The organism is Arthrobacter sp. S41, assembly GCF_004320535.1.
Taxonomy (GTDB): domain Bacteria; phylum Actinomycetota; class Actinomycetes; order Actinomycetales; family Micrococcaceae; genus Glutamicibacter.
The window spans coordinates 266,877-280,499 of sequence record NZ_SIHY01000003.1; the positions used below are offsets into that span (position 1 = coordinate 266,877).

Consider the following 13,623-nt stretch of genomic DNA (forward strand, 5'->3'; position numbering starts at 1 on the left):
AGTCGACGTTGGGCGATTCCCCTGCGGACGGAGCGGTGTAACGCGGAGGAAAATAGGCAGAACTTCTGAGAGCTTCGGAAACCGATAGCACCGCAGGGTTGAGATAGATTCATGTCTTGCTAGGCCGGCGGCAGTACGAAAGCGAGCAGGTGTTTTGCCTCCCAAACGTATGAGTTCATCACACCGGTAATAGAACTCCCCTAGATACTCGACGTCGAGACTGAGCGAGCTGGACGCGAGGTGGATCGACCCGCCGGGGTCCGTCGGGCAAACTGCAGCGACCACGGCATCCCTTCCACGGCAGATAAATTCTGTCCCGGATATGGCAGATCCCCGAGAAGCGGCCACACTCCGCTTTTCGGGGATCTACGTTTATCAAGGTCCGACTACGGACCTAAATCTTTAGGCGAGGACCGGAGTCTCCCACAAGTTCAGCACCTGGCCGATGTTTTTCTCCTCGGCCGACTGGTACAAATCGGTAGCCCAGGCGACGTCTTCAATCGGCATGCCACCGACCGAGTAAAGGATGATTTCCTCATCATTGCGGCGAGCTGGAATTTTGCCGGTGGCAACGTCTGCAATCTCTTCAAGCTTTGATTCTGGCAGCTTGCCATCACGCATCAAATCGTGGAAGTGAGTACCTGGAATGCCCAGCAGCTGATAGGCCTGAGTTCCATATTCCTCAGCCCATGCGTCATACAGACCACGGGCGTCCAGGATCAGACGGGCATCGTTGATGATGAAGTCATCATCAAATCGTGCAGCCGCTGGTAGCAACAGGAGCGCGCCAGGCTTGATGGCCTCAGTTGGGAAGTAAGGGAAGGCATCAGAACCCTTAATGTCGGTGCTGGTGGTCGCCATGATGACGTCCGCGTCCTTGATGGCTTCTTCAATGGTTTCAGCGGCCACAATCGAGGTCACCTGAGGGAAGTTTTCACGGATGTACTGAGCGAAGGACTCCACGCCAGCAGCCGAGCGGCCCTTGACGGTCACGGTGTGAATGCTCGGGCGCAGCGACAGGGTCGCGTCAATGACGGACTTGGCAATCACGCCGGGACCAACCACGGCGGCGACCTTGGCGTCCTGCTTGGCCAGGTGCTTCACTCCCACACCCGGAACCGCTCCGGTGCGGTAGGCGCTGAGCAGGTTTGCGCTCATCACGGCCATCGGCGCACCGGTATCGGTGTCGTTCAGAGTGAATAGGTGAATGGACCGTGGCTGACCCTTGGCACGGTTTTCAGTGTTTGAGCCGTACCACTTCACGCCGGTAGTTCCGAAACGTCCGCCGAGGTAAGCCGGCATAGCCATGAAGCGGCGGTCCGGGCCATCACTTGGCATACCTTCGTGGACTGGGTTCTGCGGGAAGGTGATCATGGCGCCGTGCGAGTTGCCGTTTTCTCCGGCCATCCGGTAGTCCCCGTTGCGAAGCAGGATCAACGCTTCTTCCATCACGTCGGTGCAACGAGCGATATCGGTGACACCTGCGGCGATCATGTCCTGCTCGCTGAGGTAGCGGAAGTTGATAGTAGTCATTCGGGAGCTCCCTTGCTGGAATTTTCTAGAGGTTCAAAAGTTAGATGGCTGCTTCGCCGGTTTCACCGGTACGCACGCGGATGATCTGTTCCAAGGAGGTGACCCAGACTTTCCCGTCACCGATCTCGCCGTTTTCACCGGTCTTGGCGGTGTTGACGATGATCTCCAGCGCGCGTTCCAGATCAGGATCTGAGACCAGCAGTTCAAGACGGATCTTGTTCCGGAACATCACCGAGAATTCTTGTCCTCGGTAGTACTCGGTGCGCCCGCCCTGGGCGCCACGGCCCTGGACTTCGGTAGCGGTCACTCCGGAGAAGCCGGCCTTTTCCAATTCGGAACAAATGGATTCAAGCCGGATGGGCTTGATCACTGCGGTGATAAGTTTCATGGCAGAGCCTTTCTGTGCAGGCGGCTAGAGCTGACGGCTGTCATAGGCGGATTCAGCATGGATGGAGTTATCCAAACCAGCTTCCTCTTCGGCCTCGCTGACGCGGATTGGCGAAATCTTATTCATCACCCAAGCGATAGCGAAGGTCATGACGAAGCTGTAAACCAAGGTGGCGGCAATCGCGATCAGCTCGTGGCCCAGCTCGCTGAAGTGGCCGCCGAAGAAGATCCCTGCCATTTCTCCGGGTGCTTTGGGGTTAGCGAAGAAGGTTGCAAACAGCGAACCGGTGATACCGGCAATGCCGTGCACCGCAAAGACATCCAATGAGTCATCAATCTGGTGGCGGCGTTTCCAGGTAATGGCCCACGCGGCAGCTGCTGCGGCGAGGAAACCCACCATGATGGCACCAATTGGTCCCACAGCGTCGGCCACCGGGGTGATGCCGACCATTCCGGCAATGGCGCCGGTACCCAAACCCAGCATGGTGGCATGCCCATCACGAACACGTTCAATCGTGATGAACCCCAGCATGCCACCACACAGGGCCAGCAAAGTGGTGAGAATGACGTACTGAGCCATGAAGTTCGCTCCGCCGGCGGTGCCGCCGTTGAACCCCATCCAGCCAGTAGCGATCAAACCCACGCCGATCAACATGAGCGGCAAGTTATGTGGTCGTCCCGGGCCCATTTTGCGCTTGCCCAAAACCACAGCCAGGGCCAGACCTGCGGCACCAGCGTTCATGTGCACCGCGGTGCCACCAGCAAAATCGTGGAAGCCCAGCTTGTTGCGCATCCATCCACCGACGGCCCCAGTTTCTGGGTTATCCAGCGCAAAGACCCAGTGTCCTAGCGGGCAGTAGACCAAGATGACCCACAAGGCCACGAAGACCAACCATGCGCCGAACTTCATTCGTCCGGCAGCGCCGGAAGCGACCAGAGCTACGGAGATGGCGGCAAAGAGAATGTAGAACGCACCCCAGAAAGTGCCGCCAGCCTCATCGTCGGTCATAAAGTCAGAGAAGAAGGTGTATTCGAAAGGATTCCCGATGATTCCTGCGCCCCCAAGCGAATCACCTAGAACCAGCCCATGGCCGATAACCACGTAAACAACGCCGGTCACCGCCAATGCACTGAGCACCATCAGCATCATGTTCAGGACATTGCGTCCGTTGAGCATGCCACCGTAAAGCATTGCCAGTCCTGGGAACATCAGCAGAACCATGGCGAATGCCGCCAGGAGCCATGCCATGTCAGCGGCTTCCATGATGGGCGCCCCTTTCGAAGTTTGTGTTTGCGAGCAACTTCAAACTATCGAGGCCAGGTTCCGCTTCGCTTTCGAATCCGTTTCTAATAAGCAACACAATGTTTCGTTTCACGGATCAAATATCAAGGGTGTGAATTCTTTGTAAAAGCGTGGTCATCTACTGACTTCTTTTTGGTCGCAGGCCACGTCAAAGATATTCTGAATGGCAATTATTAGGCTCCGACGTGGCTTTATTAGTCAGTCGCTATAGATGAACTTGTGGAAACGCGTAGGAAACACCTCTGATTCCACTGCGAAATCCGCAACTTGTAGCGTGGGTTGTATCAACCTTTACGGGCCAGCTTCATTGGCCCTAAACGCAATAGTTGGAGCTAGTCTTGGCACCTTTGAATTTTTCGGTCCTGCACATTCGTGAGTCTCGTCCCCACAACCCGCAATTCCAAACGGAACTTGATGAGCTCAACGAAAACACTGTAGGTCAGATCATCGATGCCGGACACAATGCGTCCTTAGTGCCCTGTAATGATCTGAGCGTCGAGCAGATGCTGCAGATTGTTGATGCTTCTGACGCCGTGATCATCATGGGTGGTGAAGATGTTGAACCTTCGCTGTATGGTCGCAGCTCTGCTTACCCGGGCGGTGGTTATCATGAGCTTGCAGCGGATCGGAACCAGATCGCAGCTATCCAGCATGCCATCACTACCAAGACCCCACTGTTGGGAATCTGCCGAGGGTTGCAGTTATTAAACGTTGCTTTGGGTGGCACTTTGATTCAACATCTGGAGAACGCAGATGCTCACCGCAGCACCGGCAGCGATCCATTTGTTGATACCCGCCTGGACTCGATCAGCACTGAGCTTCAGGAAGATCTATCTTCCAAGACCAGCCACAAGTGCACGCACCATCAAGCCATTCACGAATTGGGCACAGGTCTGCAAATCGCTGCCATGTCCACCGATGACATTATTGAAGCCGTCATTCATGAGTCAGCGCCAGTGACCGCCGTGCAATGGCACCCGGAACATCCGCAGACTGCCTCCACCCAGCTCCGCATGTTGATTCAGCGCCTAGCTACGCAGCACGAGCAAGTTTCCGGCATACTTCCAGAGCTCATCAACAGCTAACCTCCAGAGTCAAAGGGTTCCGGAGGCTAGACTTGGAATTATGGCATTGACCCAAAATACGGTGGTGGACACCGCAGTCACTATCCTGCAGCAATTCGGGTTAGCTGACTTGTCGATGCGTCGTTTGGCCAAAGAGCTGGATGTTCAAGTTGGGGCTCTCTACTGGCATGTGAAGAACAAGCAGGAACTGCTAGCTCAGGTGGCTGCCAAGCTGCTTAATACCCCGCAGCTCTCGGTTAATGCTGAAGATTTTAGCGCTCCTGCAGATGCGATTCTTCAACTCTCGCGCCGCCTTTATCTCGCGTTATTGCCGATACAAGACAGCCCTGAAGTCATCGAAGTTGCCACCGCGATGCAAGTCACCGAATTGGCGCCAGTATTGCAGTTGCGTGACCTTTTGGAATCTTCAGGGCTTTCCACCGAGCAGGCCCGCCACGGACAACAATTACTGCTCAACCACATCCTGGGGTCTGTTGCCTTCCGACAGAACCTCGTGCAATTGGACGTTGATGCACCATTAGCGGATGGGTTCGATTGGGGACTGCAACGGGCTGTTGCGGGATTGATTAGCTGACCGCTGGGAAAATAGCTTTATACTGAATTCTGAAGAAACGCAACTGGCACCGGCCTCTGGCTTTGTAAATGTTGCGGGCTCCCGGACTCTGCTGCGGCAAAAGGGAGCTTCTTCACTTACATAGTTTGCAAGAAGCCCATCGCATCGAGTGTTAGCTGAGTTTCCCGCCGGAGGCTTCGAGGTAGCACGAGGCGCACAGCGATTCGTACCAAACGTCTTCGCCGTCGATGGCTACCTGATCCCCGTCAAAGACCACAGCTTCGCCGACCCGTCGGGTGTTAAACATGGCCTTGCGTCCACAACGGCAAATGGTCTTCAGCTCTTCCAAAGAGTGGGCAAGCTCCATCAAGCGTGCCGACCCAGGGAATGCATGGGTGCGGAAGTCAGTGCGAATGCCGTAAGCCAAGACCGGTACGTTATCCAGCACCGCGATACGCAACAAGTCATCAACCTGCTCGCTCGACAAGAACTGCGCTTCATCCACCAAAAGGCAGGCCACGGGTGGAGCATCTACATGGGTGAGCAATGCATCTGGGTCGTCCCCTGAACTTTGGGCTGCGAACTGCTCCCGGACGTTATCCTCTGGCCCAATGGTGAAGTCCGTGATGCGCTTGATCCCCAAACGCGAAACGATGGAGTTCTCACCCTTGGTATCAACACCCGGTTTGGCCAGCAGGATGCGCTGGCCACGTTCTTCATAGTTGAAAGCAGCCTGAAGCAAACTCGTGGACTTGCCAGAATTCATTGCTCCGTAGCGGAAATACAACTTGGCCACTATCGCTCCTTGAAGAATCGTTGCGCCTACCAACTAGCGGGCATCCTACGATCTTAGTGCCAGCTCCGTTATTCACCGGTAGTTACACTCGGTGCAGCGCCCAATCCAACTCAACTCACAGCTGGCGTTGGAAGTTCGAGTTACCGAAATCTAGAGGGTGTCCCGCTTTGGCTTTCTAGCAAAGACCACCCAATACAAGACTGACATCACCACAACAAATGGCACGCCGAAGATCAAGGTGTACTTGAACTGAGGAACAAAGAAGGAAGTCGCCAGCAGCGCCGCCAACAGCAGCGCACCCAAGATGGATGCAGCTGGATATCCAAGCAATTTGTACTCCAAAACCACCTGCTCCTTCTTCACCCTGCGCCGGAAGGAAACATGGGTTATCAGAATCATGAACCACGTAGCCAAGGCACCAAAGGTGGCCAAGGACAGCATGATGCCAAACCCTCCATCCGGGACCAGTGCATAAACAATAGCTGCGACTCCAATGCCGCCGGCAGACATCCACACCGCATGAATCGGCGCCCCGGAACGGTTAGTCCGAAAAGCCATGCGTGGCGCGTGGCCCGAGTCAGCTAGAGAATGCAACATCCGTGTGGCGGCATAAAGCTGTGCGTTCATGGCCGACAGTGCAGCAATGATCAATACAAAATTCAGCACGGAATCAGCAAAGGGAATACCAACTTGGGACATCACCGTGACAAAGGGTGAGCCACCGGAAATCAGTTCGCTGGTTGGTGCCACCGCCAGGATCAGGGCCATGGTGAATACGTAGAACAGCAAGAGCCTGAGGAAGGAAACCTTGAAGGATTTGCGCACCGCAATCTTTGGATTGTGGGCCTCGGCTGCGGCAATCGAGATGGCTTCAATTCCCATATAAGAGAAGATCGCAACAATCACCGCGCTCCAGGTGCCAAACAATCCGTTGGCGAAGAATCCACCTTCAGCGCTGTAGTTATGCACCCCAAACTGATCTTGAGAATTATGGAAGACCAGCCACAGGGCAATGATGATGAAGGCAAGGACGGCAAAAACTTTAATTGCCGAGAACCAGTATTCGGTGGTTCCGAAGATCTTCACGCTGGAGAAGTTCACCGCCAAAAGAACGGCGGAGAAAATGGCCACCCACCACAGTCCGGGAATCTGTGGGAACCAGTACTGCATATACTCGCCTACTGCGCTGACCTCGGTGCCTACCGCAAAGATCAGTGCAGACCAATACAAATATTTGGTCAGGTATCCGGCAAATCGACCCAGATAGCGTTCAGCGTAAACGCCGAAGGATCCAGCCACCGGCTGCTTGACCGTCATTTCGGCGAGCGCACCCATGACCAGCAAGGCAACCACACCACCGATCACGTAGCTGAGGATTACCGACGGGCCAGCCATCATGATGGCCAACTTGCTGCCAGCAAAAAGTCCGGTGCCAATGGCACTGCCCAGGGCGATCATGGACATCTGCGCAGGGGTCAGTGATTTTTTCAGCCCCGACCCGATGTCAGTGGCGCGTACCGGCTGCTTGCCCAACAATGCTCCTTCAAATCTCATACAAACAGCACGGCATCAGAACATACCGTGCTGCGTATAAGCGTACTCTGGCCATTGCTGGCCAGAGTCTAGAGCCCCCAAAGTAGTGGCTACCGCTTTCCCGGTTAGGTCACGGCATTTCGTACGGCGTACTCTTCGCGCTGCCACGAGTCGGTGTGCAGAATTTCACGCAGTTTCTCCACGGCATCCCAAATATTGGTGCGCGTTAGGTACAGCGGGGTAATGCCAAAGCGCAGGACCTCAGGCTCGCGGTAGTCCCCGATCACTCCTTGGTCGATGAGCGCCGCAATGATTTCATAACCGTGTTCGTGGCGGAAGCTCACGTGGCTACCACGTGCGGCATGCTCTCGTGGGGTCACCAGTTCCAGTCCGTAGCCAGCGCATCGCGTCTCAACTAGGTTGATGAACAGGTCCACGAGCTCCAGCGACTTGGCACGCAGCTGAGCCATATCTGCTTCTATGGCAATATCGAGCCCTACTTCAACCATGGCCAGTGAGGTCATTGGCTGGGTACCGCACATGAATCGGCGGATGTCATTGGCAGGGGTGTAGCTTTGGGACATTTCGAACGGCCTGTTGTGGGACCACCAACCCGACAGTGGCTGCCAGAAACGTTCATGGTGGCGGGCATTAACCCAGATGAAGGCCGGTGAGCCTGGTCCACCATTGAGGTATTTGTAGGTGCAACCCACCGCGTAGTCAGCGTCTGCTGCGTTCAGATCTACCGGTACCGCACCGGCGGCATGGGCCAGATCCCAGATAACCAGCGAACCAGCAGCATGAACCGCCGCAGTGATTTCATCCATGTTCCACATGGCACCGGTGCGGTAATTGACGTGCGACAGCGCTACTACTACCACGGTATCGTCCAATGCGGCACGCAGTGAAGCCTCGTCATCAATCAGCTTCACTTCATAAGCGACACCAGTCTCCTGCGACAGCGAGTTGACCAGGTCAGCCAGACCTTCGGCGATGTAGATATCGGTGGGGAAATTATCTCGTTCGGTCAGAATCACCCGGCGCTCAGGAGCGTCAGCTTTTTGCGTGCGCAAGGCTGAGGCCAACGCCTTAAACAGGTTCAACGTAGTCGTATCCGTGATGGCAGTTTCATTTGGCTTTGCACCAAGTAGGCTGCCTAGCTTGTCGCCTAATTTGAGTGGCAAATCGAACCAGCCAGCAGTATTCCACGAACGGATCAGCCCCTGGCCCCATTCTTCGCTGACCACTTGGGCTGCTCGTTCTGATGCCCCCTTGGGAAGGGCACCCAACGAGTTTCCATCCAGATAGATGGTGTCCTCAGGCAAGATGAAACGATCCCCAAAAGCGGTTAAGGGATCCGCCTCATCCAGCTGGGCTAAAGATTGGCGGGTCAGCTCGGCAGGCATTGTGCTCCTAAGATTTCAGTTCTCTACGCTGTAGACATCGTAGAATCAAACACGAGATCATGCGACCAAATTCGAACTTTGATAAAGAATGAGATGAGATACCCGTGGATAATTCCCTCTGGACGGTGCAAGGTGATGCCGTTCCGAATCCTGTTCGCGTTGATGCCACCGACCTAGCGATCCTCTCGGAACTGAGCAAAGACGCCCGGATTGCCAACAACATTCTCGCTGCCAAGGTTGGTGTGGCTCCTTCTACCTGCTTGGGCCGGGTCAAAGCCTTATCCTCCGCTGGCATCATCACCGGATACCACGCAGCGATCAACGAAAAACTCCTTGGTGTCACGGTCAATGCGATGATCTCTGTACTCGTTTCTCCAGCCGCCCGGGACCGGCTGCTTTCTTCGGCGAAGTCCCTGCAAGAACTGCCTGAAGTTAAAGAAGTCTTTGTCCTAGGTGGCTCCCCCGATCTACTGGTTCGAGTAGCCACCCGGAGCATCGATGATCTGCGTACTTTTGTCGCTACGCATCTGGGATCAAACAGAGCGTTTTCTTCAACCCAAACAGTGATCATCTTTGAGCATCTACGCTAATCCTGCCCTCAGCGTCGTCGCGTGGCATCTCTCATCTAGATCTCATTTGCGTCCGGAACAATGAGTGGCATGGGAAAGGAAACATTGCGCCGCGTCGTGGCTTCAATCGCTGTTGTAGCGCTCATCTGTCTAGGAGCATTTGGAATCAGCCGTGCACTAGGTGGCCCCTCCGATCAGGATCTAGGCGAAGGGTTTATCTTCAAGGAAGATTCGCCGTCCCCCACCACCGATGCACCCCGAGAACCAACCCCCTCATCCACTCCAGCAGAGTCCAAAACGGCCAAACCAACACCAACGCCTAGCCCTACCCCCAAGCCAAGTAGCTCTACCAAGAAACCTTCGCCCAAGCCCACCGCGACGCCAAAGCCCAAACCAAAACCTGTGACTCCCGCTCCGCCTAAAAAAACCGTCACACCTTTGCCTCCATCAGGCAACCAAAACTACGATGACGACGACGATGATGACGATTACGAGTCTGATGATGATGACGATGAGGCCGACGACGTAGATGACGATGACTAAAGCGCCCGAACGCCGATGGTCCATTCGCGCTCGTGTGCTCACCGGCATGTTGCTCTTGGTCGGCTTGGCGCTTGTGGCCGCCGGAGCGGCGAGCTTCGCCGTGCAACGCCACGAACTTAATGAACGTCTGGATGAATCACTCTCCCGGTCAGTCAAAGAATTCGGTGTCCTGACCGAAACCGGCGTGGACCCGCGAACCATGAAACGTTTTGAGCACGCCGAAGACCTGCTCTATATCGCCATGCAGCGCACCCTGCCCTCGCCTAAACAGGGAATGGTCTCCCTCGTTGGTAAAGAGGTTCGCTGGACGGCACCGGATATCGTGGGCACCCGGTTGGAAGATGACCCCGAATTCCTGGAATGGGCCTTCCAGGTACAAGAAAGCAACCACATCCGGCTGGGTACGGTAAAAACGGATATCGCCACCTATCGTGCGGTTGTTGTTCCGGTCAGCTTGCCGGCGGACCACGAATACGGTTCTTTTGTTTTGGCCTACGACTACTCGGCCGAAGCCATTGCCAATGACCGGAATTTCATGATCTACAGTGCCGTGGGTGCTTCGGTCATACTTGTTGCTGCTTTAGCCGCTTGGTTGCTTGTGGGCCGGATGCTGGAGCCGATTCGAAGATTGCAAACAACCGCTCAGCAGATCTCCGAAACCGATGTTTCCCAGCGCATTGAGGTCTCCGGCAATGACGAATTTGCGGACTTGACCGTCACCGTTAATGAAATGCTTGACCGTCTTGAAGGTGCGCTCAAAGCCCAACGCCAGCTACTGGACGATGTGGGACATGAGCTTCGCACCCCGGTGACCATCATCAATGGACATCTAGAGCTCATGGATCCTGCGGACCCACAGGATGTAAAACAGAGCCGCGATATTGCCATGGATGAGCTGGGCCGAATGTCGTTGCTGATCAATGATCTGGTGACCTTGGCCAAATCCAACCGTACGGACTTCCTGCAGATTGAGCCGGTCCAGGTGGGCAAGCTTCTTGATGACATTCTGGATAAGGCTCGTGGGTTGGGCCAACGCCAGTGGCGTATCGACTACCGCACCGAGGCCACGGTCAGGCTGGACCCGATACGCCTGACCCAGGCCATGCTGCAGTTATGCGCTAACGCAGTGAAATTCTCCAAGGACGATAGCCGTATTGCGTTAGGCAACGAGATCCTGCGCAACGGGCAGGGTGAAACTACCTTGCGTTGGTGGGTCTCCGATGCTGGCCTTGGCATTCACCCCGATGATCTGGAACGAATCTTTGAACGCTTCGGACGTGGACAGAATTCTGCCCGCTCTTCCGGATCCGGTTTGGGGCTAAATATTGTGCAAGCCATCGCCGAAACTCACGGTGGACGAGTCTGGGTAAGTTCGGAGCCAAACAAGGGTTCCACGTTCTACATTGATCTGCCGCTGTCGACTGGAAATAAGGAATCATGAGCCAAATATTGATCGTTGAAGATGAACCGCGCATCAGTTCTTTTGTGGCCAAGGGACTACGGGCTGCTGGGCTGACCTCTTCCATCGCTGAGACCGGGCACGAGGGATTCACTCAAGCGCTCGATGGTGAGCACGAGTTGATCATCTTGGATTTAGGCCTACCAGATGAAGATGGCTTCTCGGTCCTACGACGACTGCGCGCAGCGCAGATCTCTACCCCGGTAATCATCCTGACCGCGCGCGGAAGTGTCGAAGATACCGTAGCCGGACTGCAAAATGGTGCCGATGACTATATGGCCAAGCCGTTCCACTTTGATGAGCTATTAGCCCGGGTCCGCTTACGCTTGCGGACCGAAGACAATGCTCCTGAAGTCTCTTCACTGAGCCATGAAAATCTGCACATGGATCTGCTGCGCCGACGGGTCACCGTGAACTCAACGGAAGTGGATCTTTCTGCTCGCGAATTTGCTCTGGCCGAGGCCTTTTTACGCAACCCTGGTCAGGTGCTCAGCCGTGAGCAGCTGCTCTCCCGAGTCTGGGGCTACGATTTTGATCCCGGTTCCAACGTGGTTGATGTATATGTGCGGTACCTTCGCAATAAGCTCGGCTCAACACGCTTTGAAACCGTGCGAGGTTTTGGCTACCGGCTAGCCACCTCAAAATAGCTCGCGGTGCGCGGCCTAGCGAAGGGTCGGGTCCGGGACAAAGTTCTGCTGCAATAATCTGCTCCACCGGTTGGCCGGAAGATGCGGATTCAGTAGAGCCACGCCGATGCAGTATTTGGACATGGATACTTCTCTAATGCCCAACCCTGCAAGCGCACGGTCAGAAGCCCCACGTCCATCAGCAGATTTGGTCTCAACCACGATCAAATCCGGTCCGTTGATCTTCCTACCCGAATTGGCGTATTCCAATTCGACATCGCAGGTCAGGCGTTCAGAATCCACCGGGTTCACGAAGGTCGCCCGGGTATAAGAACTGTCCAGCACCGGTTGCAGTTCAGGGACTTGCTGACCGTATTCGCTCTCCAGCACGAATTCCAGGAACTGCAGGTTATCTTCGGTCAGCGCTCCGGCCTGATCCAGATCCTGCTGGATCCGATGTTTCACCGTTGCCCCGCGCAAGCCCTTGGTCTTGATCTCAAACATCGACAGTCCGGTGTCAGCGTAGGTTCGCGAACGAACCTTATAACGCCTGCGCCGCCCTTGGCGGTGAGCCCGATACTGGTCAAAGTCCTCGGTATCGAAGTACACGGATTCGTACCGGAAGGTACGCAAACCATCAATCTGCATGATCTTGAACTTCTCACCTAGATGCTCTGACAAAGCGGTGAACTGCTCAGGGGTGAGCAGAAATTTCTTATCAACACGGGTCTGCAAAGCAGCCTCGGACACCACTTCGTCCAAGCTGATTGGTTCTCGGTAGGCAACGGCTTCTTCCAGTGCAGCACGGGCCGTTGTTGCCCTTGCTGTGTGGCTGCGACTATCAAGCACAGTCATTAGGACCACGTCTCCTGCTTGGCTCCGTTCTGTACGGAGGAAGCCGAGGACGGCGTCTGCCCCTTGGCCAGTTCGTAAGTTCCGGGGAAGGACTCTGCATTTCCAGGATGGTCCGCCGTCTTCGCTGAGGCGCCAGCGTTAGTACGGAACCGGACGTCAACGATGGTCAGATCTCGAACCATATCCAGCTCAATAACTACGGTGCGCAAAACCTTGGCATCTAATAGCTGCTCAAGCGCCGCCTGTAGTTCGGCCTTTTTCGGGTAGGCCTTTTCTAAGGTGACGGTTTGGCGTTCGGTGCGCGGGGCAAAGCTCGGGTGATCAGCTACAAACATCACCAGTACAAGAGCCGCGGTGGCAGACGGAGCAAGCCAGGCTGGGTCTGGGTGTAGTCCGTTGACCAAACCGATAGCCAGCGAAATGAAGTAGTAAGCAACTTCTTCCTGGGTCAGGGTGTCAGACCGCAGGCGAATGATTGAAAGGATGCCGAAGAGGCCTAGGCCTAGTCCCATGCCTGCCCCGCTGCCTGAAAGTAGCAAGGTGACCGCAAAGATGCCCATGCTCAACGCGATGTACGCAAGAACAAGGTCTCGGCGGAAGTGGCGGCGGAAGTATACGAAGTACACCAGCACGGTAATACCAATGACGTTTGAAGCTAGTCCTGTCCAGAAAGACAACATTCTTATCCCTTTCAAAAAGCGTGAGGCGATGATCTCTTCTAGGTGAACTGTAGGTGAACAGAATGAAGACAAAAGTAGAACTGGATGAGAATGCCCTCATATTTCTGAATGAGACTTGACCTGATGTTTCGGTTGACTGTCTGTCGAGCCAGACTGGCCCTTGATGGCTTTCAACAGATGATATGGAAACCAACCGATAGGCTTACTGGCAGTAGCAATCTCAAAATTGATTTGGTGGCCAACGCAAAGCATGAAGACAAAAGTCCTAGAAATGCTCAGATCGCTGCACAAGTGG

14 protein-coding genes are annotated in these 13,623 nt (G+C 55.0%); 6 read left to right on the forward strand and 8 right to left on the reverse strand.

Features of this window, described 5'->3' with window-relative positions; translation table 11 throughout:
* Positions 1-402: 402 nt before the first annotated feature.
* From EYR88_RS15240 to EYR88_RS15250, 3 genes are read right to left on the reverse strand one after another with little or no spacing between them, the layout of a single operon-like run.
* Positions 403-1,533: a tyramine oxidase subunit B gene (locus EYR88_RS15240; protein ID WP_131090612.1), complete on the reverse strand. Its 1,131-nt coding sequence runs from the start codon at positions 1,531-1,533 to the stop codon at positions 403-405.
* Positions 1,534-1,573: 40 nt separating this feature from the next.
* Positions 1,574-1,921 (reverse strand): P-II family nitrogen regulator, encoded by a 348-nt coding sequence (locus EYR88_RS15245; protein ID WP_131090613.1) that lies wholly within the window; start codon positions 1,919-1,921, stop codon positions 1,574-1,576.
* Between the two features lie 24 nt (positions 1,922-1,945).
* Positions 1,946-3,184, reverse strand: coding sequence for an ammonium transporter (locus EYR88_RS15250; RefSeq protein WP_131090614.1), 1,239 nt, complete (start codon positions 3,182-3,184; stop codon positions 1,946-1,948).
* Positions 3,185-3,561: 377 nt separating this feature from the next.
* On the opposite strand from EYR88_RS15250, the gene EYR88_RS15255 reads away from it, so the two are divergent.
* Together EYR88_RS15255 and EYR88_RS15260 are read left to right on the forward strand one after the other, a co-directional pair.
* Positions 3,562-4,308: a gamma-glutamyl-gamma-aminobutyrate hydrolase family protein gene (locus EYR88_RS15255; protein WP_165477396.1), complete on the forward strand. Its 747-nt coding sequence runs from the start codon at positions 3,562-3,564 to the stop codon at positions 4,306-4,308.
* Between the two features lie 40 nt (positions 4,309-4,348).
* Positions 4,349-4,882, forward strand: coding sequence for a TetR family transcriptional regulator (locus EYR88_RS15260; RefSeq protein ID WP_131090616.1), 534 nt, complete (start codon positions 4,349-4,351; stop codon positions 4,880-4,882).
* 151 nt (positions 4,883-5,033) lie between these two features.
* Here EYR88_RS15260 and EYR88_RS15265 read toward each other — a convergent pair whose 3' ends face one another.
* From EYR88_RS15265 to kynU, 3 genes are all read right to left on the reverse strand, one after another.
* Positions 5,034-5,657 carry a thymidine kinase gene (locus EYR88_RS15265; protein WP_131090617.1) on the reverse strand — a complete coding sequence of 208 codons (624 nt, stop codon included), beginning with the start codon at positions 5,655-5,657 and terminating at the stop codon, positions 5,034-5,036.
* A 150-nt stretch (positions 5,658-5,807) separates the two neighbouring features.
* The gene (locus EYR88_RS15270; RefSeq protein WP_131090618.1) at positions 5,808-7,190 is read right to left on the reverse strand and encodes an amino acid permease; all 1,383 of its coding nucleotides are present in this window, start codon (positions 7,188-7,190) and stop codon (positions 5,808-5,810) included.
* Positions 7,191-7,315: 125 nt separating this feature from the next.
* Positions 7,316-8,596: a kynureninase gene (gene kynU, locus EYR88_RS15275; protein WP_131090619.1), complete on the reverse strand. Its 1,281-nt coding sequence runs from the start codon at positions 8,594-8,596 to the stop codon at positions 7,316-7,318.
* 104 nt (positions 8,597-8,700) lie between these two features.
* On the opposite strand from kynU, the gene EYR88_RS15280 reads away from it, so the two are divergent.
* The 4 genes from EYR88_RS15280 to EYR88_RS15295 all read left to right on the forward strand — a co-directional run bounded on the left by EYR88_RS15280 (position 8,701) and on the right by EYR88_RS15295 (position 11,814).
* On the forward strand, positions 8,701-9,186 hold the full coding sequence (locus EYR88_RS15280) for an Lrp/AsnC family transcriptional regulator (protein ID WP_242632613.1): 486 nt from the start codon (positions 8,701-8,703) through the stop codon (positions 9,184-9,186).
* Between the two features lie 69 nt (positions 9,187-9,255).
* Complete coding sequence (locus tag EYR88_RS16100; RefSeq protein WP_165477398.1) at positions 9,256-9,708, forward strand: hypothetical protein; 453 nt, start codon at positions 9,256-9,258, stop codon at positions 9,706-9,708.
* Positions 9,701-11,149, forward strand: coding sequence for a HAMP domain-containing sensor histidine kinase (locus EYR88_RS15290; RefSeq protein WP_242632614.1), 1,449 nt, complete (start codon positions 9,701-9,703; stop codon positions 11,147-11,149). The genes EYR88_RS16100 and EYR88_RS15290 overlap by 8 nt, the downstream gene beginning before the upstream one ends.
* A complete protein-coding gene (locus tag EYR88_RS15295) occupies positions 11,146-11,814 on the forward strand; it encodes a response regulator transcription factor (RefSeq protein ID WP_131090621.1) in 669 nt (222 codons plus the stop codon). Before EYR88_RS15290 ends, EYR88_RS15295 begins: the two co-directional genes overlap by 4 nt.
* Positions 11,815-11,829: 15 nt before the next feature.
* Here EYR88_RS15295 and EYR88_RS15300 read toward each other — a convergent pair whose 3' ends face one another.
* Positions 11,830-12,648 carry a polyphosphate polymerase domain-containing protein gene (locus EYR88_RS15300; protein WP_131090622.1) on the reverse strand — a complete coding sequence of 273 codons (819 nt, stop codon included), beginning with the start codon at positions 12,646-12,648 and terminating at the stop codon, positions 11,830-11,832.
* Positions 12,648-13,328 (reverse strand): DUF4956 domain-containing protein, encoded by a 681-nt coding sequence (locus EYR88_RS15305; protein WP_131090623.1) that lies wholly within the window; start codon positions 13,326-13,328, stop codon positions 12,648-12,650. The genes EYR88_RS15300 and EYR88_RS15305 overlap by 1 nt, the downstream gene beginning before the upstream one ends.
* Positions 13,329-13,623: the final 295 nt, after the last annotated feature.